Genomic DNA, 21185 nt, shown 5'->3' with positions numbered 1-21185 from the left:
ACGAACCGATCAACTCATCGAAGCGACCCATACCGCATCAACGAGCCCAACTACCGCAAGAAACCCACTAATTCATCGACAGGCCCCAGTCCCGAGCTCAGCGCCCCAAATACTTCGGCTTCTCCTTGTTCACAAACGCCCGCACCGCGATCGCGTGATCCTCCGAGGCCCCCGCCCGCGTCTGCAACTCGTCCTCCTTCTCCAGGGTCTCCGCCAGAGAGTGCGTCAACCCGTACGCCACGGACTCCTTGATCGCCGCGTACGCCACAGTCGGCCCCTCGGCCAACGCCCGTGCCACCTTCTCGCCCTCACCGCGCAGCGCACCCGCCGGAACCACCCGGTTCGCGATGCCCAACTCGTACGCCTCCTGGGCCGAGATGTTCCGCGGGAACAGCAGCAGGTCGGCCGCCCGCCCCGGCCCCACCACCCGCGGCAGCGTCCACGAGATCCCGGAGTCCGCCGTCAGCGCCACACCCGCGAACGACGTGTTGAACGCCGCCGTCTCCGCCACCACCCGATAGTCCGCCGCCAGCGCGAAACCGAGACCCGCCCCGGCCGCAACCCCGTTCACCGCGGCGACCACCGGTTTGCGCGCCCCCGCCAGCGCCTGCACGACCGGGTTGTAGTGCTCGCGCACCGTGGTCATGGTCTGCCCCGATCCGGCCTCCCGGTCGGCGGCCAGCAGCCCGATGTGCTCCTTGAGGTCCTGACCCACGCAGAACGCCCGGTCACCGGCGGCGGTCAGCAGCACCGCCCGTACGGCGACGTCGTCCACCGCGGACCGGACCGCGTCCCGGAGGGCGACCTTGGTCTCGATGTTCAGCGCGTTCATCGCCTCCGGGCGGTTCAGCGTGATCGTCGCGAGCCCGTCGCTCACCTCGTAGAGCACGGTATCGGCCATGGCGTATCCCCTCCGTGTCGCGGCCCGGGGACGTACCGGCGGGTACGTCCCGTGTCTGGAGGACAGCATGACGGAGATCACCGCCCACGGCCCGTGCCGGACATGTGACCTGCGTCAAAGAATTCTGGTCCGTATCCGTTCGGCGGAACTGTGTACGGCGGTGCAGTATCGCAGCCACATCGCCGAATTGAGTGGTTTTGCTCGCGCGCGTTGCCCAAGCGATGCCGACTGATGTTGGTCATCGGGTCCTGAGATGCGGGATAATGGCTTGGAAGCAATGTGTTCGATGCCGGTGTCGCGTGTCCCACGGATGACGCGTGCCCTTCAAGGGGCCGTCGGCTTAGACGATGAGCTGGTTTCAGGAAGGGGAACGAGCATGGCGGCCATGAAGCCGCGGACGGGCGATGGCCCGCTCGAGGTGACCAAGGAGGGGCGGGGCATCGTCATGCGCGTTCCGCTCGAAGGCGGCGGTCGGCTCGTCGTCGAGCTGACCCCGGACGAGGCCGACGCGCTCGGCGACGCTCTCAAGAAGGTCGTCGGCTGACGCGCAAGCGACCATACCCTTTCAGTCGCCCCGGTGCCGCACATGGTGCCGGGGCGCTGTTTTTCCGCGCGCGCCCGTATTCCTCTTCCCTCGCTTCCCCCGCTTTCCCCGTCTTCCCGTGCTCCCGGTCTTCCCGGCTCTCGCGACTTTCCCGGCCTTTCGGCGTTTCCACGGAGGGTTACCGTTTGACCGCGCACAGCAGTCCGTCGCCCACCGGCAGCAGTGACGGCACCAGTTCCTGGCTCTCCCGCACCGCGCGCAGCAGCTCCCGCAGCCGCAGCACCTCCGTGGGCTGGGGCCCGGAGTCCACGGTCCGGCCGTGGGCGAACGCGCCCTCGAACGCGACCAGCCCGCCGGGCCGCAGCAGGCGCAACGATTCAGCGAGATAGTCGAGGTACTCCAGCCGGTCGCCGTCGCAGAACACCAGGTCATAGCCGGCGTCCGCGAGTCGGGGCAGCACGTCCAGGGCGCGGCCCGGGATGAAGCGGGCCCGGTTGCTGGCGAAGCCGGAGGCGCGGAAGGCCTGGCGGGCGAACTGCTGGTGCTCCGGCTCGGGGTCTACGGTGGTGAGGACCCCGTCCGGCCGCATACCGTGCAGCAGATTGATCCCGGAGACGCCGGTCCCGGTCCCGATCTCCGCGACCGCCTTCGCCTCGACGGAGGCGGCCAGCAACCGCAGCGCGGCGCCCGTGCCGGGCGACACCGAGCGCAGACCTGCCTCAAGGGCCCGGTCGCGGGCCCAGCGCAGCGCGTCGTCCTCGGCGACATAGGCGTCGGCGAACGCCCAGCTCGTCTGCCGGTTGCCGGTAATGACCCTCTCCTGTCCCCGTGTGTGCCTGGGCGTGACTGTATCCGTTGGCGGCGGGAACCCGCAGATGGGACCGGTCGTTTAAAGGGGTGTGAGTGCTGACGGCCGCGACGGGGGGTATGGGATGGAGCAGGGCTCCGAGCAAGTGCAGACGCAGCCGCACGAGGCGTGTCAGCCCAGATCAAATTCTCGTAAAACCGCTTATCCGGAGCTAACGGGCGAGGTGGCTATGGTAGGGGCTCCACTGGACACCACCAGAGCCAACAGGGGAGGTGCGGCTGCGCCTGGAGGCCGGAGGCGAGTGCTACGGCGCTTTCTCGGGTCGGCGGGCAGGCCGAAATCCGTGAACGACACCGCTGCTGACCACAGCCACGCCGCTGACCGAGCCCAGACCGCGACCTTCTCCACCGACGCGGACGGGCAGGCGTGGACTCCGCCCACCTGGGAGGAGATCGTCAGCACGCACAGCGGCCGGGTCTACCGCCTCGCCTACCGCCTCACCGGCAACCAGCACGACGCCGAGGACCTGACCCAGGAGGTCTTCGTCCGCGTCTTCCGCTCGCTGTCGACGTACTCTCCGGGCACCTTCGAGGGCTGGCTGCACCGCATCACCACCAACCTCTTCCTGGACATGGTCCGCCGCAAGCAGCGCATCCGTTTCGACGCGCTGGGCGACGACGCGGCCGAGCGGCTGCCCAGCCGCGAGCCAACGCCACAGCAGGTCTTCAACGACGCGCACTTCGACGCCGACGTCCAGCAGGCCCTCGACACCCTCGCGCCCGAGTTCCGCGCCGCCGTCGTCCTGTGCGACATCGAAGGACTGTCGTACGAGGAGATCGCCGCGACCCTCGGCGTCAAGCTCGGCACGGTCCGGTCCCGGATCCACCGTGGCCGCTCCCAGCTGCGCAAGGCCCTCGCGCACCGCGCCCCGGAGGCGCGGGCCGGGCGCCGCTCCTTCGCGGCCCGTGTTCCCGCACTGGGGGGAGGGGGCGCGAGCGCGTGAGCGGATCACGGCCGAAATCCTCCGAGGGACACCTCGCTGAGCAGCATCTGGGAGACCGACTCTCCGCCCTGGTGGACGGAGAGCTCGGTCATGACGCGCGTGAGCGTGTGCTGGCGCATGTGGCGACCTGCCCGAAGTGCAAGGCGGAGGTCGACGCCCAGCGCCGTCTGAAGAACGTCTTCGCGGAGGCGGCCCCGCCGCCGCCCTCCGAGAGCCTCCTGGCCCGCCTCCAGGGGCTCCCCGCGGGAGGTGACCCGGACGCCGGTGGCCCGCCGCTGGGCGGGGGAGGACTTCCCGGGGGGGTGTCCGGACGGTTCGGGACCTCCGGAGTCTTCGGTGTGAAGCGGGGCGAGCGGTTCGAGTTCGAGTACGCGCCCGCCCGGCCGCACACACCCGTTCTGCGCCCCTCGTCACTCCACCGTGGCTTCCGCATCCATGACGTCAGCCGGCACGAGTCCGACCGGTCGGCCTCACGCGGGCTGCGGTTCGCGTTCGTGGCCGCCGGGGCGGTGTCGCTGGCCGCGATCGCGCTGGGCGGGGTCACGGCCGGGGCGCCGACCGACACAGAGGCGCGCGGCTCCGGTTCCGGCAGCAATGTGACGCCGATGCGGACGCAGGGCATGGGCACGGCGACGCCCGAGTCCCAGCGTCGGCGCGGTGGCGTGCCGCTGCTCGGGCAGGGGCAGGGCCAGGTAACCCTCGGGGACACCCCGGTCGCCCCGACCGAGGCGTCCGCGCCGCTGCTGCCCGGGATGCCGGCGCCCGCCGTGCCGCACGAGCAGCAGGCCCTGCATGCGCTGACCGCGCCGGTGGTGGCCGGTGCCGCCGCGATGTCCCCGCTGATACGTCCGCTCACGGCGGCGCAGCCGGTGACCCTGACCGCCGGTTCGACGCTCTCTCATCTCAAGGCTCCCGGTCTGCTCGCCGCGCCCGTCCCCGACGGCACGCCGACGCCCACCACCTCCGCGGCGTCCCGCATGGCCCACTGACCGGCCTCTGCGCGGCGGGCCGCGAACTGATTGAATCCGGTGTGGCGCACACGGCCGCCGACGGTGCCCTCGACACGAGCCGTGGCGCCCCGGAGGCCGGCAGCGCCGACGGAGTCGTTGACGTGCGGGCACCGCGACGAGCCGTGCCGTGGCCAGCTGTGGGGAGAGCATGAACGAGGGGAAGCCCACGAAGGCGAAGTGGTGGAGCCGTCCTCGGACGCAGCCCCCTTCCGAACAGCACGAGCAGCACCTGGAGCCGCCCACGACAGCGCCGGGCGCCGGTGCCGGGGGCGGGGGCGGGAGTGCGGTGCCGGGGGCGCCGACGGAGGGTGTAGCCGAGGGCATGGTCGCGGCGCCGGGGCATGTGATGGATTCGGCCCGGGGCCGAGGCTCCGGCGCAGCTGTGGGCGCCGCGTCGCGTTCGGGGACTGAGGGCGAGGGCTTGGCCGCGGGTTCCGTTTCGGGTGACGGGGACTTTGAGCTGGTGCGGCCGGAGGCGGTGCGCGGCAGTGGTGATGACGGGGGCGACTTCGAGTTGGAGCGGCCTGCGGTGTGGCGGAGCGGTGGCGAGGGCGATGTCGCGTCGGGCGAGGACGGCGCGGCGACTGCTGCCGGGGTGTCGGCGTCGGACGGCACTGGTGATGCCGTGACTGCGTCGGCGGTGCCCGCGTCGTCGGCTGGATCTTCCACGTCGGACGGTTCCTCCGAGACGAGCGCTTCGTCCTCGTCAGCCGAGGCCTCCGAGCCGGCCGGTTCCTCCTCATCGGCTCGGACCTCTGTGCCGGTCGGCTCTTCCTCGTCGGCCGAGGACTCCGTGCCGACCGACTCTTCCCCGTCTCCCCAGGCCTCTGTGCCGGCCGTGACCTCCCCACCCGGCGCACCCGGCGCACCCGGCGCACCCGGCGCACCCGGCGCACCCGGCGCACCCGGCGCACCCGGCGCACCCGGCGCACCCGGCGCCGAGGCGCCCAGGCCCCTGCATGATCCCGACCCGTACAGCACCCCGCCGTACGGCGAACCGGGACCCTGGGCCCCCGCGCCGCCCGTCCAGCACCCGGCGGTGGCGCCGGCGCAGGGCACCGCGATCCCGGCGGACCCTCCGACGACGCACGGGGCGCCGGTGCCGCCTCCCGCGCCGGGGGCGCCCGTGCCGCCTCGGAGCCAGAGCGCGCCGGTAGCGCCTCCGACGCAGGGCGCGCCGGTGTTTCCTCCGGCGCAGGGTGCCGTGCCGTCTCCAGACCAGGGCGGACCCGTGACGCCTCCAGCGCTGGCCGGACCCGTGCCGCCTCCTGCCCAGGCCGGACCCGTGCCGTCTCCCGCGCAGGGCGTGCCCATGTCGTCGGCTCACGGTGCGTCCTTCCCCGACGCGCCGTCGGCCCTGGGCACCCCCGCCGCCGATCCCTGGCAGCGCTATGACCCCTGGGCGGTGACCGGGGCGCTTCAGCAGAGCGGGGCCGCGGTGGCCGGTGTGGAGCAGAGGCGTCGGCGGGGGAGGAGGGCGCTTGTTGTCGGTGCTGTGCTGCTCGCTCTCGTGTCCGGGGGCGTCGGCGGCGCCGTAGGGGTGTATCTGGAGCGGAACGGCGGTGTGGGCGGCGTCGAGTTGCCGCAGGCCGGGAAGGCGCCGGCCGGGCGGGCCGAGGACAGTGTGGCCGGGATCGCCGCCCGTGCCCTGCCCAGCGTCGTCACCCTGCACGTCAGCGGCAGCGAGGAGCAGGGCACCGGCACCGGGTTCGTACTCGACGACCGGGGCCACATCCTCACCAACAACCACGTCGTGGCACCCGCCGGCGCGGGCGGCGAGATCTCCGTGACCTTCAACGGCGGCGAGACCGCCAAGGCTGAGGTCGTCGGCCGCGACAGCGGATACGACCTCGCCGTCGTGCAGGTCCGCGGAGTCAGCGGGCTCACCCCGCTGCCCCTCGGCAACTCCGACAACGTCCAGGTGGGCGACCCCGTCGTCGCCATCGGCGCCCCCTTCGACCTCGCCGGCACCGTCACCTCCGGCATCATCAGCGCCAAGGAGCGGCCCATCACGGCGGGCGGCGAGAAGGGCGACGGAAGCGACGTGTCGTACGTCGACGCCCTGCAGACCGACGCGCCCATCAACCCGGGCAACTCCGGCGGCCCCCTCCTCGACGCCCAGGCCCACGTCATCGGCATCAACTCCGCCATACGCTCCGCCGACAGCGGCTCCGACCTGGACAGCAGCCAGTCCGGCTCGATAGGGCTCGGCTTCGCCATCCCCATCAACCAGGGCAAGCGCGTCGCCGAAGAGCTGATCAACACCGGCCGGGCGACCCACCCGGTCATCGGCATCACCCTCGACATGGACTACTCCGGCGACGGCGCCCGCGTCGGCACGAAGGGCAGCGGCGGCGGCCCGCCGGTCGTCTCCGGCGGCCCCGGCGCCAAGGCGGGCATCAAGCCGGGCGACGTCATCACCCAGGTCGACGGCCAGCGCGTCCACTCGGGTGAGGAACTCATCGTCAAGACCCGCGCCCACCGCCCCGGCGACCGCCTCGAGCTGACCCTGGAGCGCGGCGGCAAGGAGAGGAAGGTTTCTCTGGTGCTCGGGTCCGTCGGCGGTGACTGAGGCAAACAACCCGGAAAACCGCACGCGTACCCGGATTCGGAGCCCTCGGGACAGTACCGGTCGTACGGGATCGCCGGGTACCGTGGTTGCGGCCCGGACCACGGACGACCAGACCACCGAGGGCCGAGGACCGAGGACATCGCAAGGAGCTTCAGGTGTTCAATGACATAGGACCGCTAGAGCTGGTGACGCTCGTCGTCCTCGCCGTGCTCATCTTCGGTCCGGACAAGCTCCCGAAGGTCATCCAGGACGTGATGCGCACGGTCCGGAAGATCCGTGAGTTCTCCGAGAGCGCCAAGCAGGACATCCGGCAGGAACTGGGGCCGGAGTACAAGGACTTCGAGTTCGAGGACCTCAACCCCAAGACGTTCATCCGCAAGCAGCTGGACAACGACGAGCTGGGGCTCAAGGAGCTCCGCAACGGCTTCGACCTGAAGAAGGAGATGGCCGAGGTCACGGACGCGGTCCACAGCCGCGACACCGAGCCGTCCACCTCCTCCTCGGCGGGCGCCGCAGGCTCGTCCGGTGGCCGCGTCGACATGACGAAGAAGCCCGAGAGCCCCGCCCGGGACGAGCGCCCGCCCTACGACGCGGACGCCACCTGAGCCGCGAGCCGGGGGCGTACGCCCCCGGCGCACGTGATGCGTTTCATAGGCCGCCCGGGCTGCGCAAGGCCTGAACACGGCGTCCGGGCGACCCACGCACCCGTTGGTTTCGCTGCTGCCCGGAGCGGTGTGGCTATGCTGCCGAGTTGTTGTGCGGGCCGTACGCGAACAAGCAACGCCGCCCGAAGGGGGGCGGGCCGCAGTCGGTCCGACGAGAGCGAGGAGGCGTCCGGGCACATGGAGACGACGAGTCGGGCAGTCGCACAGGCGCCGGCCGCGGAGGGCGGACAGCAGGTCCCCTCCGCCCGGCGCACGGTTGACGGCTACCTGCGCGCGCCCTTCCCGTGGTACGGCCTCGACGAGGCCTTCACGGGGCCGCGCTGGCTGATGCAGGTCGGTACGACGGCCGACGGGGCGGTGGAACACGGGTCGATCGGGCACGGTGACGAGCCCACGGTGCGCAACGAGTACGCGGCGGGGGGAGAGCACGACGCGAAGAATAAGTTCGCGGTCGTCGTGACCGTCGCGGCGAATCCGGTACGGCGCAGTGCGGACGGGACGGGGCTGTTGGAGGCCACGTCGGTGTCGTCGGCGGCGTGGCTTGCGGGGGTGGGGCTGTTGTCCTTCACCTGGCCGGGGCAGATGGATCATGCGCTGCGGGACGACTGGCTGGAGCAGCAGACGGAGACGGCGTGGGTCTTGGCCGACGATCTGTCGGGGCCGGCGTGGTCTCGGCTGTCCCTTCCGGTGGACGGGGTGCCGGCGGAGTTTCACTACCGTGAATCCGAGTTCGGGTGGGTGCTTGCCGGTTCGACTCAGGCGGGGGTGCACGTGGGGGCGTACGGGCGCGGTATGAGTGCGTACGGGTTGGGGTTCGCCGTGGTTAAGGACATCACGGCTTACGCCTGACTGAGGGGGGGCGCCGTTGGGATTGCGGCGCCCCCTCGCCGTAGGGGTCCGGGGGTTCGGGCGGCTGCGGGTTCGTTGTGGTTGCTCGCGCTCACGCGGCGGAGCCGCATATCGAGACAGCCCCGCGCCCCTTACGGGGCGCTGCCCCTTGGGTTGGCTGGTTAGAACTTGTTCCTTGGGGTGATGCCCAGGGACAGTCCCGCAAGGCCTCGCTGGCGTCCCCCGAGCTTCCCCGCGATGGCACGCAGTGCGGAGCCCGCTGCGGAGTCCGGGTCTGTCAGGACCACCGGCTTGCCCTCGTCGCCGCCCTCGCGGAGGCGGACGTCGATGGGGATGTTGCCGAGGACCGGGACGGACGTACCCGTCGTACGGGTCAGGCCGTCGGCGACGACCTGGCCGCCGCCCGTGCCGAAGACGTCGACCATCTCGCCGCAGTGCGGGCAGGGCAGGCCGGACATGTTCTCGACCACCCCGACGATCTTCTGGTGAGTCTGGACGGCGATGGAGCCGGCGCGCTCGGCGACCTCGGCCGAGGCCTGCTGGGGCGTGGTGACGACCAGGATCTCGGCGTTCGGGACCAGCTGGGCCACGGAGATCGCGATGTCGCCGGTGCCGGGCGGGAGGTCGAGGAGGAGGACGTCCAGGTCACCCCAGTACACGTCCGCCAGGAACTGCTGGAGGGCGCGGTGGAGCATCGGGCCGCGCCAGACGACGGGCGCATTGCCCGGCGTGAACATGCCGATCGAGATGACCTTCACGCCGTTGGCGGACGGCGGCATGATCATGTTCTCGACCTGGGTCGGGCGGCCGTCCGCGCCCAGCATGCGCGGCACGCTGTGGCCGTAGATGTCGGCGTCCACGACCCCGACCTTCAGGCCGTCGGCCGCCATCGCCGCCGCCAGGTTCACCGTCACCGAGGACTTGCCGACGCCGCCCTTGCCGGAGGCGACCGCGTACACGCGCGTGAGCGAGCCCGGCTTGGCGAACGGGACCTCGCGCTCGGCCTGGCCGCCGCGCAGGGCGGCAGTCAGCTCGCGGCGCTGCTCGTCGCTCATCACGTCGAGCGTGACGTCGACGCGCGTGACGCCCTCGACGCGGGAGACCGCCTCGGTCACGCGCTGCGTGATCGTCTCCCGCATCGGGCAGCCCGAGACCGTCAGGTAGACGGTGACCGCGACCGCTCCGTCCGCGCCGATCTCCACGGATTTGACCATCCCGAGCTCGGTGATGGGCTTGTGGATCTCGGGGTCGTTCACCGTCGCGAGCGCTGCGTGCACGGCGTCATTCGTAGGGGTGGAACCCGGCTTGTCGGCAGCCATAGGTCTTCCTTCGCTACTCGTCTCCCGCCTGAGCCGTGAGGCGCCAGGCAGGGCTTGTCCGCCATGGGACGCGGACGCGTTCACATGGGAAGCCGCTCCTTGGGGAGGGGCGGAGTCACAAGGACGATGGTACGGCGCTCACGATCGCCGCCGGAAACCGTCTTCCTGCGCGGTGGAGGTCCGATGCTCCTCGATCTCCTTCAGGAGGTCCTGGAGCTCGGATCGCATCCAGTCCCGGGTGGCGACCTCGCCCAGGCCGACGCGCAGCGCGGCGATCTCGCGGGTCAGGTACTCGGTGTCCGCGATGGACCGCTCGTTCGACCTGCGGTCCTGTTCGAGGTCGATCCGGGCGCGGTCGTCCTGCCGGTTCTGCGCGAGCAGGATCAGCGGAGCCGCGTAGGAGGCCTGCAGGGACAGCGCGAGCGTCAGGAAGATGAACGGGTACTCGTCGAAGCGCACGTCCCGCGGCATGAGGGTGTTCCAGGCGATCCAGACGATGATCACGACCGTCATCCAGACCAGGAACCGCCCGGTGCCGATGAAGCGGGCGATCCGCTCCGACAGCCGTCCGAAGGCCTCCGGGTCGTACTCGGGCAGCAGCCTCGGCCGCCGCGGGCGCGGCTGGTCCAGGCGGGCGGTGCGCGGCCGGGTGGCGGCCGTGGCGCCCGACGGCATGCGCTCGCGTACGGTCTCGCGCTCAGGCACCATCGCCGGCCACCTCCTCGTCCAGGTGGAACTCCGTCTCCCGCCAGTCCTCCGGCAGCATGTGGTCCAGTACGTCGTCCACGGTGACCACGCCCAGCAGCGAGCCCGCCTCGTCGACGACGGGCGCCGCGACCATGTCGTACGCAGCGAAGAACCCGGCGACCACCGGCAGCCCGGCGTCCGGCGCCAGGGGTTGCAGATCGTCGTCGACGATCGCGCTGACCAGCGTGTACGGCGGGTCGCGCAGCAGGCGCTGGAAGTGGACCGTGCCGAGGTACTTGCCGGTCGGTGTCTCGTCGGGCGGGCGGCAGACGTAGACCTGGGCGGCGAGGGCGGGGGACAGGTCGGGGTTGCGGACGCGGGCGAGCGCGTCGGCGACGGTGGCGTCGGGCCGCAGCACGATCGGCTCGGTGGTCATCAGGCCGCCGGCCGTGCGCTCCTCGTACGACATCAGGCGGCGCATGTCGGCCGCGTCGCCGGGCTGCATCAGGCTCAGCAGCCGCTCCTGCTCCTCCTCCGGCAGTTCGCTGAGCAGGTCGGCCGCGTCGTCCGGGTCCATCGCCTCCAGGACGTCCGCGGCGCGCTCCTCCTTCAGCTTGCCGAGGATCTCGATCTGGTCGTCCTCCGGCAGCTCCTCCAGGACGTCGGCGAGCCGGTCGTCGTCGAGGGCGGCGGCGACCTCGGCGCGGCGCTTGGGGGAGAGGTGGTGCAGGACATTGGCGAGGTCGGCGGGGCGCAGCTGCTCGAAGGTGGCGAGCAGGCTCTCGGCGCCCTGTCCGTGCTCCTCCAGGGAGAAGCCGGTGACGTCGGACCACTCGACGGTCAGCGTCTCGCCCTTGCCGCGGCGGAAGGCGCCGCCCTTCTTCCCCTTCCGTACGAACACCCGGTCGATCTCCCACTCCCGGCGGGCGGGCAGCTGATGCACCGACAGGTCGAGGACGGTGACCTCCTCGCCGGTCTCGACGAGCGTGACACGCCGGTCGAGCAGTTCCCCGAAGACGAGGCGTTCGGTGGGACGCTGCTCGAAGCGGCGGACGTTGAGGACGCCGGTGCTGAGGACCTGGCCGGACTGGATGCCGGTCACCCGGGTCATGGGCAGGAAGATGCGGCGGCGCGTGGCGAGTTCGACGACCAGGCCGAGCAGCCTCGGCGGTCGCCGGCCGACCCGCAGCATCACGACGAGATCGCGTACACGGCCCACCTGGTCGCCGTTCGGTTCGAAGACGGCGACACCGGAAAGGTGCGAGACGAAGATCCGGGGGGCGGCCGCTGCCATGGTTGTGCTTCCTTTGTGTGCGGGGTTCGTGCTGGGAGGTGTCCTGTGCGCCTTGGTGGGGTGCGCCTTTGTCCTGTGCGTGTTTTCCGAATTGCCCGCTCGGGTGGGCTTCAGGCTAGCCCGTACCGATCGGATACGCCCTGGTGGAGGGTCCGGACGGTCGGGCGCCGCCCGGGCCTTGCGGCACCGGTACTCTGCGGTACGCCGATCACGACACCCGTGCAGAAAGGCAGCCCCTTCCGTGACTGCGATTTCCCAGGGCCGTACCCGCCGGGCCGCGCTGGTGAGCGCGATGTGCGCACTGGTCGTGACGGGTACGGGGCTCACGGGGTGCAGCGAGGATCCGAACGCGGGCACCAACGGGGTGGGCAAGCTGCCCGCCGGCCAGATCCAGGCCAAGACCCGAGCGGCCGCCGCCTCGGTCGACGCTGTGCGGCTCTCGGGGGACGTGGTCACCAGTGGACGCACATACAAACTCGACATGCGCCTGAAATCGGACGGTGGCAGGGGGTCGGTCACCGTGGAGGGGGGAACGTTCCAGCTGCTGCGGGTCGGTGAGCAGCTGTATCTGAAGGCCCACGCGGACTTCTGGAGTCCGGGGGACGGCAAGGGCGGGGACGGTGACGCGGCCGCGGACAAGCTGGGCGGCAAGTACGTCAAGGTGCCGCAGGGCGATCCTGCGTACAAGAAGTTCAGCGGGTTCACGGACAAGGACGTCCTCCTCGACGGTCTGCTGACGCTGCACGGCACGGTGGAGACGGACGGCCACCATGAGCAGGCGGGCGTCCGCACCATCCGCATCTCCGGCGACAAGGGCTCCGGCGGCACCCTGGACGTCTCCCTGGAGGGCAAGCCGTACCCCCTCCGCCTGGTCCGCGCCGGCAGCGCGGGCACCCTCGCCTTCTCGGCGTGGGGCCAGGACTTCCCCTTGGGGAAGCCGAAGAAGAACGAGACGGTGGACTACGGCAAGCAGCTTCCGACGTCGTAGCCGACGCCACCCCGCCCGGGCTTACGGCCGGTCCGGCCCCGCCGGCCACCACCGTGGTGGCTGAGCACCGTCGCGGCGGATCAGATCAACTGGCGTGGGGCGGGGGCGGAGAGCCGGAAGGTGGGTGTGCTTCGGGCAGTGAGTCGGCGGATGGTGTGCCGGGGACAGTGAGTGGCGAACTGGCGTGCCGCGAGCAATTCCCGGCACTTTCACCCGCCGATCCGCACCCCCGGCCCCTTTGCCGTCGGTCCGCGGTCCCGGCCCTCTCACCCGCCAGTTCACCCCAGCCCGCCGGTTCGCTCCCCTCCGCCGCAACGGCGCTCAGCCACGGTGGCGCAGTTCGGCGGTGCCGAACCCGGCGCAACCCCTACCTGCGCTTGCGTCGTTTCATTAGCAACCGTGGCAACCCGGCCGGAATCGGCTCGCGTGTCGTCGCCGGTGTCGGCAGCGGCGCCTCGGCCAGGCTGCCGGAAGGCAGCGGCGCTGTCGTACCCGTCGGCTCCAGCCGCAGCACCCGGCACTCGCGTGCCCAGCGCTCCGGCATCGCCTCCCCGTCGGGCGCGTTCAGCCGCTTGCCCTTGAGGTCGGCGACCGCCGCCGCCCACTCCTCGGACCCCGGCGTCAGCTCCACGACTTTCGCCGCCCAGGAGACCAGCCGGCCCCCTTTGTCCTTGCTGCGCACGGTCACCTCGGCCACGGCCCCGTCGGCCAGCCCCGGCAGCGGCTGTTCGCCCAGCCCGTCACCGACCACGCACGCCGCACCCTCGTGCCACACGTGCCACAGCGCACGCGCCGGCACCCCGTGCCCCTTGACCCAGATGAGGCCGGACTTCTTCGTGGCCTCCTCGACGAGGGCCCGGTCGAGCAGCTCGCTTGTCATGAGCCCAGCCTAACCAGGCGGAATCCGGGCGCCCTCACAGCCAGCCGTTCCGTTTCAGCATCCGGTGGATGCCCAGGCAGATGGTCACCGTGACGCCCAGGACCAGCGGATAGCCGTACTTCCACGCCAGCTCGGGCATGTAGTCGAAGTTCATGCCGTACACCCCGCACACCATCGTCGGCACGGCGATGATCGCGGCCCAGGACGTGATCTTCCGCATGTCCTCGTTCTGCGCCACGGACGCCTGCGCGAGGTTGGCCTGGAGGATGGAGTTCAGCAGTTCGTCGAAGCCGAGGACCTGCTCCTGCACCCGGGCGAGGTGGTCGGCGACATCCCGGAAGTACTTCTGGATGTCCGGGTCGATCAGCCGCATCGGCCGCTCGCTCAGCAGTTGCATCGGCCGCAGCAGCGGCGACACCGCCCGCTTGAACTCCAGCACCTCACGCTTGAGTTGGTAGATCCGGCTGGCGTCCGTACCGCGCGGCGTGCCCTTGCGGCCGAGCGAGAACACCTCCGTCTCCACCTCGTCGATGTCGTCCTGCACCGCGTCGGCCACCGCGATGTACCCGTCCACGACATGGTCGGCGATGGCGTGCAGCACGGCCGACGGGCCCTTGGCGAGCAGTTCCGGGTCGTCCTGGAGGCGGTGCCTGAGCGCCCGCAGGGAGCCCTGCCCGCCGTGCCGGACGGTGATGAAGAAGTCCCGGCCGGTGAAGCACATTACCTCGCCGGTCTCGACGACCTCGCTGTTGGCGTCGAACTGCTCGTGCTCGACGTAGTGGATGGTCTTGAAGACGGTGAACAGGGAGTCGTCGTAGCGCTCCAGCTTGGGGCGCTGGTGGGCCTGCACCGCGTCCTCCACGGCCAGCGGGTGCAGCCCGAACTCACTGGCGATACCGGAGAATTCGGCCTCGGTCGGCTCGTGCAGACCGATCCACACGAAGCCTCCGTCGCGCCGCACCCGGCGCATCGCCTCTTGCGGGGTGAGCGGCTGGTCGGCGTGGATACGGCGGCCGTCGCGGTAGACGGCGCAGTCGACGACGGCGGAGGCCGTCCCGGGGGCGCGCGTGCTGTCGTATGCGCCGCCGTCCTTGCGTAGCGACACACGGGACGGACGGACCACGGCACGCAGGTCGCGGATCATCGACATGGCTGGCTCCTTCGCGGGCGAGCAACGAAAGACGCCGACGACGGCTGGAACTGCCCGGAATGAGGACGTCGGGACCACGGATGTTTGGCACGTCCACAAAGCGGGGAGCACCGCACCGTCGCGGTGGCGGGCTTCGTTACTGATTCAGCTACTGATGAAGATCAGGCAGATCAGGCAAAACGAGACGAAATGCTCTTCCGTTGAAGACGCGGCATGAAGCGCGAGCGCGAGACGCGAGAAGTGGCAGTCGGCCAGAAAGCAGAGCAGCTACATCAGCGGCCGGAAGAGCGGGTGGTACTACACGGTCGACTTCGATCCATGACAGCCCCACCTCCTCCGGCCGGTCCCCTGTGAGGGACGATCCATACCCCTGAAGGGGTTCCCGTAAGGGAGTCTTCCAAGACGTCGGGACTCGATAGCGACGCTTCTGCGTGCTGCCCCGAACCACCGGGCAAGAGTATCAGCCGACTGAGATGTCAAGGCGCTCCTTTGCCCGCTACTGACAAGTTCTATGCTCCCGGCATGGCAAATGTTCTTCCTCTGGTCGAGGCCCGGTTGCGTACGGCGCTGGGCGAACCGGACGCGCGCGCCGCGGTCACCTTCCTCGGCACGGACCGTATCGAGGTCCTGAGATTCCACGAGGGGGGCATCGTCCGCTACGCCACGCTCGGCATGTCCGCCCAGCCCATGGCCGATCCCACGGCGGTGCTCGCCGACCCGGTCAAGGGCCCCCGCGCCGAGCTGCTCCTCTCGGTCCGGGCCGGCCTCGCCGACACCGGCAAGGTGCTCCGCCCGCTCGCCGTGCTCGCCGCGTCCCCGCAGGTCGAGGGCGTGATCGTGGCCCCGGGCGCCTCCCTCGAGGTGGGCGGGCCGCTGTGGCCCGGCGCCCCTTTCACCTCCGTCCTGGTCGGCGAGCCGGGTGGCCTGGTCGAGGACCTGGACCTCGACGAGCCCCTCGACCCCGTACGGTTCCTGCCGCTGCTGCCGATGACCCCCAACGAGGCCGCCTGGAAGCGCGTGCACGGCGCCCAGGCCCTCCAGGAGCGCTGGCTGACGAACGGGACGGACCTGCGCGACCCCGCCCGCGCATCCGTCCCGCTGGCGTGAGCAAGCTCACCAACCACTGGCCGGAATCGGTCAGTTGGCGAACACGGTGACCCCGCCCTGGCTCCGTGCCGCGGCTGCAGTTCCTCGGCCTCGCGCGTGAGCGCCCTGCGCCGTACGACGACCACGACCGCGCCTGCCACCGCGGTGACCGCCGCGACCACGAACGGCACGTGCACGTCGGTCCACTCCTCGAACTTCGGCGCGGGCGCGGCAGCCACCGCGAACCAGCGCACGAAGTTGTAGCCCGCGCTCGCCACCGGGCGCGGCGCGTCCGAGACGCCGAGGGCCGGCTCGGTGTACACGGTGTTGTTCACGCCGATGACCGCGCCCGAAAGGATCGTGCAGACCACGGCCGTGGTGTGGTCGCCGCAGCCGGGCACCAGCACCCCATGAAGGCCACGACGGACGCGCCGGCGGCCGCCCGCCTTGGGCTGACGCAAGGAAGTAGATGTCGTATGCATGTATTATGTTAGCGACCCTGACTAACACAAGGGCTCCCATCCGGACGGGTGATCGTCCTTGACGTGGACGGGCCGGGGTAGGACCGTGGGGCCCTATGAGGGGCGAACCCAGTTGCCCGAAGTGCGGTGGCCGGGTCAGGGCTCCCGGACTCTTTTCCGACTCCTGGCAGTGCGATGTGCACGGCACCGTGTATCCGCTGCAGCCCGTGATCCCGCCCAGCGTCGAGGCTCTCAGCGTCGTGGTGCACCGCACGCAGGTGCCGGTGTGGATGCCGTGGCCGCTGCCCGTCGGCTGGCTGTTCACGGGCGTGACCTGTGCCGGGGACGACCGCAGTGGCGGGCGCGCGACCGCGGTGGCCTGTACCGGGCCCGGACCGGTCGGCGGCATGGGCGAGTTGGTCCTGGTGGCCGAGGAAATCGGTGTCGGGCTCGGGGCGCGGTACGCGGGTATCGACGGTCCGGACCCGGGGCCGTACATGAACGTCGAGAAGCCGCCCCAGGTCAAGGTGCTCGCCGCCGGCCGTCCTACGCCGCTCTGGCATGTCACCCGGAGTCCGTACGACCGAGCCGTCTTCGCGGGCGAGGCACTCGGGATGTGGCTGTGGGCGGTGGTGTGGCCCGAGCAGTCCGGGCTGTTGATGTACGACGAGCTGGTGCTGACGGATTTGCGGGATGCCGGGGCCGAGCTGGAACTGGTGCCCTGCGGGGCGTTGTCGCCGCGGTTGCTGGAGCCGTAGCGCTTGAGAGCTCGGGTGGCTGGCTTTGTGGGGCGGCTGAGGGTTGGTTGTGGTTGCTCGCGCAGTTCCCCGCGCCCCCTTTGAGGGTGGTGTGTGTAGGGGGTGACTGGGCTGTGCGGGTGTGACGGGGGGCTCGAAAGTCTGGTTATCCTTGAGCGTTCCCTTCCGTACCGTCATCGCCTGGAGTTCGCGTCGTGCGCATCGATCTGCACACCCACTCCACCGCTTCCGACGGCACGGACGCCCCGGCCGAGCTGGTGCGTAAGGCTGCTGCTGCCGGGCTCGATGTCGTCGCGCTGACCGATCACGACACCACCCGTGGGCACGCCGAGGCGCTCGGTGCGCTGCCCGAGGGGCTCACCCTGGTCACCGGAGCCGAGCTGTCCTGCCGTATCGACGGCATCAGCATGCACATGCTGGCCTACCTGTTCGACCCCGAGGAGCCGGCCCTGCTCGCCGAGCGGGAGCTGGTCCGGGACGACCGGGTGCCGCGGGCCAAGGGGATGATCGCCAAGCTCCAGGCGCTCGGTGTTCCCGTCACGTGGGAGCAGGTGGCGCGGATCGCCGGGGACGGGTCGGTCGGGCGTCCGCACGTGGCGACCGCGCTCGTCGAGCTGGGTGTCGTACCGACCGTGAACGACGCCTTCACCCAGGACTGGCTGGCCGACGGCGGCCGGGCCTTCGTGGAGAAGCACGAGACCGACCCCTTCGAGGCGATCCGGCTGATCAGGGCCGCGGGCGGCGTCGCCGTGTTCGCGCACCCGGCCGCCAGCAAGCGCGGTCGTACAGTGCCGGAGGCCGCGATCGCCGAGATGGCCGCGGCCGGGCTCGACGGCATCGAGGTCGACCACATGGACCACGACATCGACACCCGCGCGCGGCTGCGCGGGCTGGCGAAGGAGCTGGGACTCCTGGTGACCGGGTCCAGTGACTACCACGGCAGCCGGAAGACGGTCGCGCTCGGGGAGTACACGACGGACCCCGAGGTGTACGGGGAGATCACGCGGCGGGCGACCGGGGCGTTTCCGGTGCCCGGGACCGGCGGGGCCTGAGGCTCACACTCCGCACGCCCACCCTCTCCCGCACCTTTCTCTGCAAGGCACCCATGTTCGACGCCGCTGTCTTCGGCTCCCTGTTCCTGACCCTTTTTGTCATCATGGATCCCCCAGGGATCACCCCGATCTTCCTCGCGCTCACCGCCGGACGGCCCGGCAAGGTACAGAAGCGGATGGCGTTCCAGGCCGTCTGCGTGGCCGGCGGTGTGATCACGCTCTTCGGCCTGCTGGGCCACCAGATCCTCAGTTACCTGCACGTCTCCGTGCCCGCGCTGATGATCGCGGGCGGGCTGCTGCTCCTGCTGATCGCCCTCGACCTGCTCACCGGCAAGACGGACGAGCCGAAGCAGACCAAGGACGTCAACGTCGCGCTCGTACCCCTCGGCATGCCGCTGCTGGCCGGGCCCGGCGCGATCGTGTCGGTCATCCTCGCCGTGCAGAAGGCCGACAGCGCCGCCATGCAGCTGTCCGTGTGGACGGCGATCCTCGCCATTCATGTGGTGCTGTGGCTGGTGATGCGGTACTCGCTGCTGATCATCCGGGTCATCAGGGACGGCGGCGTGGTCCTGGTGACCCGGCTCGCGGGCATGATGCTCTCCGCGATCGCGGTGCAGCAGATCATCAACGGGATCACGCAGGTGATCCAGGGCAGCTGAGACCCGCAAGCCCCCGCTGAACACGCAAGCCCCCGTACGGCATCGGTGCCGTGCGGGGGCTTGCGAAACTTGGAAGATCCGCGGGTTACGAGGCCGGGGTCTCGGCAGGGCGGATCCAGAGGCGTTGACCGATGGCGGCGGCCTGCTGCACGATCCGGTTGACGGAGGCGGCGTCCACAACGGTGCTGTCCACGGGCGTGCCGTCGACGTCGTCGAGTCGCATGATTTCGAAGCGCATCGCTCTCCTTTCGTCTGTCGTTCTGTCCCAGTCAACGCGTCGCCTGTTACAAACATTCCCTACGCTAATGAAATTTTTCGAACGGCTAATTGCTGAGCGGTAAGTGTCTGGAACGAGACTGACCGGGACCGGTTGTGTTCGCAGCGTGACCGCCAGGACAATAGAGACAATGACTGACGACCTCGCGGCCCTGAGCGCCCGCATCGACCGCACGAACGAGCTGCTGCAGCGCATGCTCGCCGAGGTGGCGAAGACGCCCTCGACGCATGCGATCTTCGTCGACGCCGGGTATCTCTACGCTGCGGCGGGCCGGCTCGTGGCCGGGACCGAGGACCGCCGGGCCTTCGACCTGGACGCCGAGGGCCTGATCGACGCGTTCATCGACCGGGCCCGCACCATCTTCGCGGACAGCCGGCTGCTGCGGGTCTACTGGTACGACGGTGCGCGGCGCCGCATCCACACCGCGGAGCAGCAGTCGATCGCCGAGCTGCCGGACGTGAAGGTCCGCCTGGGCAATCTCAACGCCAACAACCAGCAGAAGGGCGTCGACTCACTGATCCGCTCGGACCTGGAGTCCCTGGCCCGGCACCGCGCCATCAGCGACGCGGCGCTGCTCGGCGGCGACGAGGACCTGGTGTCGGCGGTGGAGGCGGCGCAGGGGTACGGGGCGCGGGTCCACCTCTGGGGCATCGAGGCCCCCGAGGGCCGCAACCAGGCGGAGCCGCTCCTCTGGGAGGTCGACAGCCAGCGCACGTTCGACCTCGACTTCTTCAAGCCGTACGTCTCCCGGCGCGCGGCGCCCGCCTACGAACCGACGACGGCCAGACCCAGCCGCGAGGACGTCCGCTTCGTGGGCGCGCAGATCGCGGCGAAGTGGCTGGCGGCGCGGGGCCGGGAGACGCTGGGCGAGCTGCTGCCCGGGCATCCCTACCTCCCCGGTTCGGTGGACCAGGACCTGCTCGTGGAGGCCGAGAGCCTGCTCCAGTACTCGCTGCGCGGCCAGGCGGACCTGCGCAGGGCGCTGCGGGACGGTTTCTGGGGACACCTGCGGACGCAGTACTAGGCCGGTTTGCCGACGCTGTCCCAGAAGTCGGCGAGGGCGCGGGCGGTCGGCAGGGGCTGGTCGGCGTTGGGGGAGTGCTCGGCCCCGGGGATGATCGTACGGCGCGCACGCAGGCGCAGGGCCATGTCGTCGAGGAGGGGCACAGGCCAGGTCTCGTCGCGCTCACCCGACACGACGTGGTACGGCAGTGGTACGGCGGACAGTTCGGCGACGCGGTCCGGCTCGGTGCACAACTGGTGTCCTGTGGCGCGTAGTTGTGCGGGCTTGGTGCCCAGCCAACGGCGCCGCAGTTGCTCCGGCCCACCGGGGCCGCGGGCCGGCCCGCCGACATCCTCGGGCGGCCCCATGGCCCGGATGGCCTCCCAGACCTTCTCCATCGACATCACTTCCAGCGCGTCCCGGAGCAGCTTGACGCGTTGCTGCTGGGGGCCGGAGATTTCGGCGGGGCCGGAGGCGATGAGGGTGAGGGAGCGGAAGGGGAGCGGGCGTGAGGGGGATGGAGCTGGGTTGGGGGAGAAGGGCGCAGGCTCGGATGAGGTGGGGGAGAGAGAAGGGCGTGAGGGTGTGGGTGAAGTGAGGCCGGGGGGCGGGGGCGAGGGTGTGGATGAGGTGGGGGCGCGGGAAGGAGGCGCGGGCAGGGATGAGGCGGGGTCGGGGAGAGGGAGCGGGGGTGAGGCGGCGAGGAGGACGGCGGCGCGGGCGATCTGGCCGCCGAGTGAGTGGCCGACGAGGTGCAGGGGGGTGCCGACGGCTGCGGCCTGCGCGAGGACGTCCCGCGCCAACTCGCCCTGTGCGTAGGCGGATTCGTCGTCGGCCGGCCCGTCCGACTCGAACTGCCCCCGCCCGTCCACGGCGACGGTGCGGTATCCGCGTGCCGCGAGCGGCGCGTGCACCAGCGTGAAGTCCTCCTTGCTCCCGGTGAACCCCGGCAGGAACAGCGCGACGCCCTTCGGCTCGACCCCGTCGGCCACGGGCGAGTCGACGACGGCGAACTCACCGCGTGCGGTGGGGAGGATGTAGGCGCTGGCGCCAGGGGGCGGGGCGAAGGTGACGTGCCTGCTCACGGGCAGAGGGTATCGGGTTGGGGTGGGGACGTGCGGAGGGCGGGGCGGGGGAGGTGCGGATTGGGGGCGCGGACTGGTCGGGTGAGGAGGTGAGGAGGTGAGGAGGACGGCGGCACGGGCGGGTCCGATGAGGT

22 protein-coding genes and 1 pseudogene are annotated in these 21185 nt (G+C 70.8%); 13 read left to right on the top strand and 10 right to left on the bottom strand.

The genetic code is table 11. The features are described from left to right. Nucleotides 1–97: 97 nt before the first annotated feature. Nucleotides 98–901 (bottom strand): enoyl-CoA hydratase/isomerase family protein, encoded by an 804-nt coding sequence (locus H8R17_RS39945; protein ID WP_187828096.1) that lies wholly within the window; start codon nucleotides 899–901, stop codon nucleotides 98–100. A gap of 67 nt (nucleotides 902–968) precedes the next feature. Here H8R17_RS39945 and H8R17_RS39940 point away from each other — a divergent pair, with 67 nt between their 5' ends. After that, the gene (locus H8R17_RS39940; RefSeq protein ID WP_187828095.1) at nucleotides 969–1133 is read left to right on the top strand and encodes a hypothetical protein; all 165 of its coding nucleotides are present in this window, start codon (nucleotides 969–971) and stop codon (nucleotides 1131–1133) included. 144 nt (nucleotides 1134–1277) lie between these two features. After that, on the top strand, nucleotides 1278–1445 hold the full coding sequence (locus H8R17_RS39935) for a DUF3117 domain-containing protein (protein ID WP_003966491.1): 168 nt from the start codon (nucleotides 1278–1280) through the stop codon (nucleotides 1443–1445). Between the two features lie 178 nt (nucleotides 1446–1623). Here H8R17_RS39935 and H8R17_RS39930 read toward each other — a convergent pair whose 3' ends face one another. After that, nucleotides 1624–2322 carry an O-methyltransferase gene (locus H8R17_RS39930; protein ID WP_316959679.1) on the bottom strand — a complete coding sequence of 233 codons (699 nt, stop codon included), beginning with the start codon at nucleotides 2320–2322 and terminating at the stop codon, nucleotides 1624–1626. 232 nt (nucleotides 2323–2554) lie between these two features. Between H8R17_RS39930 and sigE the strand changes: the two genes are divergently transcribed. From sigE to H8R17_RS39905, 5 genes are all read left to right on the top strand, one after another. Continuing rightward, on the top strand, nucleotides 2555–3256 hold the full coding sequence (gene sigE / locus H8R17_RS39925) for an RNA polymerase sigma factor SigE (RefSeq protein ID WP_187828094.1): 702 nt from the start codon (nucleotides 2555–2557) through the stop codon (nucleotides 3254–3256). Next, the gene (locus tag H8R17_RS39920) at nucleotides 3253–4245 is read left to right on the top strand and encodes a zf-HC2 domain-containing protein (RefSeq protein ID WP_187828093.1); all 993 of its coding nucleotides are present in this window, start codon (nucleotides 3253–3255) and stop codon (nucleotides 4243–4245) included. The genes sigE and H8R17_RS39920 overlap by 4 nt, the downstream gene beginning before the upstream one ends. An 859-nt stretch (nucleotides 4246–5104) precedes the next feature. Further along, complete coding sequence (locus H8R17_RS39915) at nucleotides 5105–6838, top strand: trypsin-like peptidase domain-containing protein (RefSeq protein WP_399477913.1); 1734 nt, start codon at nucleotides 5105–5107, stop codon at nucleotides 6836–6838. A gap of 155 nt (nucleotides 6839–6993) precedes the next feature. Further along, a complete protein-coding gene (locus H8R17_RS39910; RefSeq protein ID WP_187828091.1) occupies nucleotides 6994–7443 on the top strand; it encodes a sec-independent translocase in 450 nt (149 codons plus the stop codon). A gap of 237 nt (nucleotides 7444–7680) precedes the next feature. After that, nucleotides 7681–8352, top strand: coding sequence for a hypothetical protein (locus H8R17_RS39905; RefSeq protein ID WP_187828090.1), 672 nt, complete (start codon nucleotides 7681–7683; stop codon nucleotides 8350–8352). A gap of 161 nt (nucleotides 8353–8513) precedes the next feature. On the opposite strand, the gene H8R17_RS39900 is transcribed toward H8R17_RS39905, so the two are convergent. The 3 genes from H8R17_RS39900 to H8R17_RS39890 form a co-directional block, all read right to left on the bottom strand. Continuing rightward, nucleotides 8514–9671, bottom strand: coding sequence for an Mrp/NBP35 family ATP-binding protein (locus H8R17_RS39900; protein WP_187828089.1), 1158 nt, complete (start codon nucleotides 9669–9671; stop codon nucleotides 8514–8516). Between the two features lie 138 nt (nucleotides 9672–9809). Further along, nucleotides 9810–10379: a DUF1003 domain-containing protein gene (locus H8R17_RS39895; protein WP_187828088.1), complete on the bottom strand. Its 570-nt coding sequence runs from the start codon at nucleotides 10377–10379 to the stop codon at nucleotides 9810–9812. Continuing rightward, on the bottom strand, nucleotides 10369–11652 hold the full coding sequence (locus H8R17_RS39890; protein WP_187828087.1) for a magnesium transporter MgtE N-terminal domain-containing protein: 1284 nt from the start codon (nucleotides 11650–11652) through the stop codon (nucleotides 10369–10371). The genes H8R17_RS39895 and H8R17_RS39890 overlap by 11 nt, the downstream gene beginning before the upstream one ends. Before the next feature lie 241 nt (nucleotides 11653–11893). Between H8R17_RS39890 and H8R17_RS39885 the strand changes: the two genes are divergently transcribed. Continuing rightward, a complete protein-coding gene (locus H8R17_RS39885) occupies nucleotides 11894–12640 on the top strand; it encodes a hypothetical protein (RefSeq protein WP_187828086.1) in 747 nt (248 codons plus the stop codon). Nucleotides 12641–13007: 367 nt separating this feature from the next. Here H8R17_RS39885 and H8R17_RS39880 read toward each other — a convergent pair whose 3' ends face one another. Both H8R17_RS39880 and H8R17_RS39875 read right to left on the bottom strand, forming a co-directional pair. Continuing rightward, nucleotides 13008–13520, bottom strand: a complete 513-nt coding sequence (locus H8R17_RS39880) for a hypothetical protein (RefSeq protein WP_187828085.1) — start codon at nucleotides 13518–13520, stop codon at nucleotides 13008–13010. Nucleotides 13521–13554: 34 nt separating this feature from the next. Next, nucleotides 13555–14670: a magnesium and cobalt transport protein CorA gene (locus tag H8R17_RS39875; RefSeq protein ID WP_187828084.1), complete on the bottom strand. Its 1116-nt coding sequence runs from the start codon at nucleotides 14668–14670 to the stop codon at nucleotides 13555–13557. Between the two features lie 522 nt (nucleotides 14671–15192). On the opposite strand from H8R17_RS39875, the gene H8R17_RS39870 reads away from it, so the two are divergent. Then, nucleotides 15193–15777, top strand: coding sequence for a suppressor of fused domain protein (locus tag H8R17_RS39870; RefSeq protein ID WP_187828083.1), 585 nt, complete (start codon nucleotides 15193–15195; stop codon nucleotides 15775–15777). 30 nt (nucleotides 15778–15807) lie between these two features. On the opposite strand, the pseudogene H8R17_RS48005 reads toward H8R17_RS39870, so the two are convergent. Further along, nucleotides 15808–16163: pseudogene (locus H8R17_RS48005) on the bottom strand (MFS transporter); the annotation flags it as partial. A gap of 170 nt (nucleotides 16164–16333) precedes the next feature. Between H8R17_RS48005 and H8R17_RS39860 the strand changes: the two are divergent. The 3 genes from H8R17_RS39860 (at nucleotide 16334) to H8R17_RS39850 (ending at nucleotide 18686) form a co-directional block, all read left to right on the top strand. After that, nucleotides 16334–16975: a DUF6758 family protein gene (locus tag H8R17_RS39860; protein WP_187828081.1), complete on the top strand. Its 642-nt coding sequence runs from the start codon at nucleotides 16334–16336 to the stop codon at nucleotides 16973–16975. Nucleotides 16976–17169: 194 nt separating this feature from the next. Continuing rightward, complete coding sequence (locus H8R17_RS39855; protein ID WP_187828080.1) at nucleotides 17170–18027, top strand: PHP domain-containing protein; 858 nt, start codon at nucleotides 17170–17172, stop codon at nucleotides 18025–18027. Nucleotides 18028–18080: 53 nt separating this feature from the next. Beyond that, entirely contained in the window at nucleotides 18081–18686 is a 606-nt protein-coding gene (locus tag H8R17_RS39850; RefSeq protein WP_187828079.1) for a MarC family protein, read from the top strand. 85 nt (nucleotides 18687–18771) lie between these two features. Here H8R17_RS39850 and H8R17_RS39845 read toward each other — a convergent pair whose 3' ends face one another. Continuing rightward, nucleotides 18772–18924: a hypothetical protein gene (locus H8R17_RS39845; RefSeq protein WP_187828078.1), complete on the bottom strand. Its 153-nt coding sequence runs from the start codon at nucleotides 18922–18924 to the stop codon at nucleotides 18772–18774. A 169-nt stretch (nucleotides 18925–19093) separates the two neighbouring features. On the opposite strand from H8R17_RS39845, the gene H8R17_RS39840 reads away from it, so the two are divergent. Beyond that, complete coding sequence (locus H8R17_RS39840) at nucleotides 19094–19987, top strand: NYN domain-containing protein (protein ID WP_187828077.1); 894 nt, start codon at nucleotides 19094–19096, stop codon at nucleotides 19985–19987. On the opposite strand, the gene H8R17_RS39835 is transcribed toward H8R17_RS39840, so the two are convergent. Then, a complete protein-coding gene (locus tag H8R17_RS39835) occupies nucleotides 19984–21051 on the bottom strand; it encodes an alpha/beta fold hydrolase (RefSeq protein WP_187828076.1) in 1068 nt (355 codons plus the stop codon). The genes H8R17_RS39840 and H8R17_RS39835 overlap by 4 nt on opposite strands. Nucleotides 21052–21185 lie beyond the last annotated feature (134 nt).

Origin of the sequence: Streptomyces sp. TRM68367, assembly GCF_014495685.1 — a bacterium.
Classification (GTDB): domain Bacteria; phylum Actinomycetota; class Actinomycetes; order Streptomycetales; family Streptomycetaceae; genus Streptomyces.
This window is presented reverse-complemented; position numbering and strand designations above follow the sequence as displayed.

Bases quoted from the DNA above. Each gene is read 5' to 3' on its own strand.
- H8R17_RS39945 (WP_187828096.1), bottom strand. From the start codon at position 901: ATGGCCGATACCGTGCTCTACGAGGTGAGCGACGGGCTCGCGACGATC.
- H8R17_RS39940 (WP_187828095.1), top strand. From the start codon at position 969: ATGACGGAGATCACCGCCCACGGCCCGTGCCGGACATGTGACCTGCGT.
- H8R17_RS39935 (WP_003966491.1), top strand. From the start codon at position 1,278: ATGGCGGCCATGAAGCCGCGGACGGGCGATGGCCCGCTCGAGGTGACC.
- H8R17_RS39905 (WP_187828090.1), top strand. From the start codon at position 7,681: ATGGAGACGACGAGTCGGGCAGTCGCACAGGCGCCGGCCGCGGAGGGC.
- H8R17_RS39900 (WP_187828089.1), bottom strand. From the start codon at position 9,671: ATGGCTGCCGACAAGCCGGGTTCCACCCCTACGAATGACGCCGTGCAC.
- H8R17_RS39895 (WP_187828088.1), bottom strand. From the start codon at position 10,379: ATGGTGCCTGAGCGCGAGACCGTACGCGAGCGCATGCCGTCGGGCGCC.
- H8R17_RS39890 (WP_187828087.1), bottom strand. From the start codon at position 11,652: ATGGCAGCGGCCGCCCCCCGGATCTTCGTCTCGCACCTTTCCGGTGTC.
- H8R17_RS39880 (WP_187828085.1), bottom strand. From the start codon at position 13,520: ATGACAAGCGAGCTGCTCGACCGGGCCCTCGTCGAGGAGGCCACGAAG.
- H8R17_RS39875 (WP_187828084.1), bottom strand. From the start codon at position 14,670: ATGTCGATGATCCGCGACCTGCGTGCCGTGGTCCGTCCGTCCCGTGTG.
- H8R17_RS39870 (WP_187828083.1), top strand. From the start codon at position 15,193: ATGGCAAATGTTCTTCCTCTGGTCGAGGCCCGGTTGCGTACGGCGCTG.
- H8R17_RS39860 (WP_187828081.1), top strand. From the start codon at position 16,334: ATGAGGGGCGAACCCAGTTGCCCGAAGTGCGGTGGCCGGGTCAGGGCT.
- H8R17_RS39850 (WP_187828079.1), top strand. From the start codon at position 18,081: ATGTTCGACGCCGCTGTCTTCGGCTCCCTGTTCCTGACCCTTTTTGTC.
- H8R17_RS39845 (WP_187828078.1), bottom strand. From the start codon at position 18,924: ATGCGCTTCGAAATCATGCGACTCGACGACGTCGACGGCACGCCCGTG.
- H8R17_RS39840 (WP_187828077.1), top strand. From the start codon at position 19,094: ATGACTGACGACCTCGCGGCCCTGAGCGCCCGCATCGACCGCACGAAC.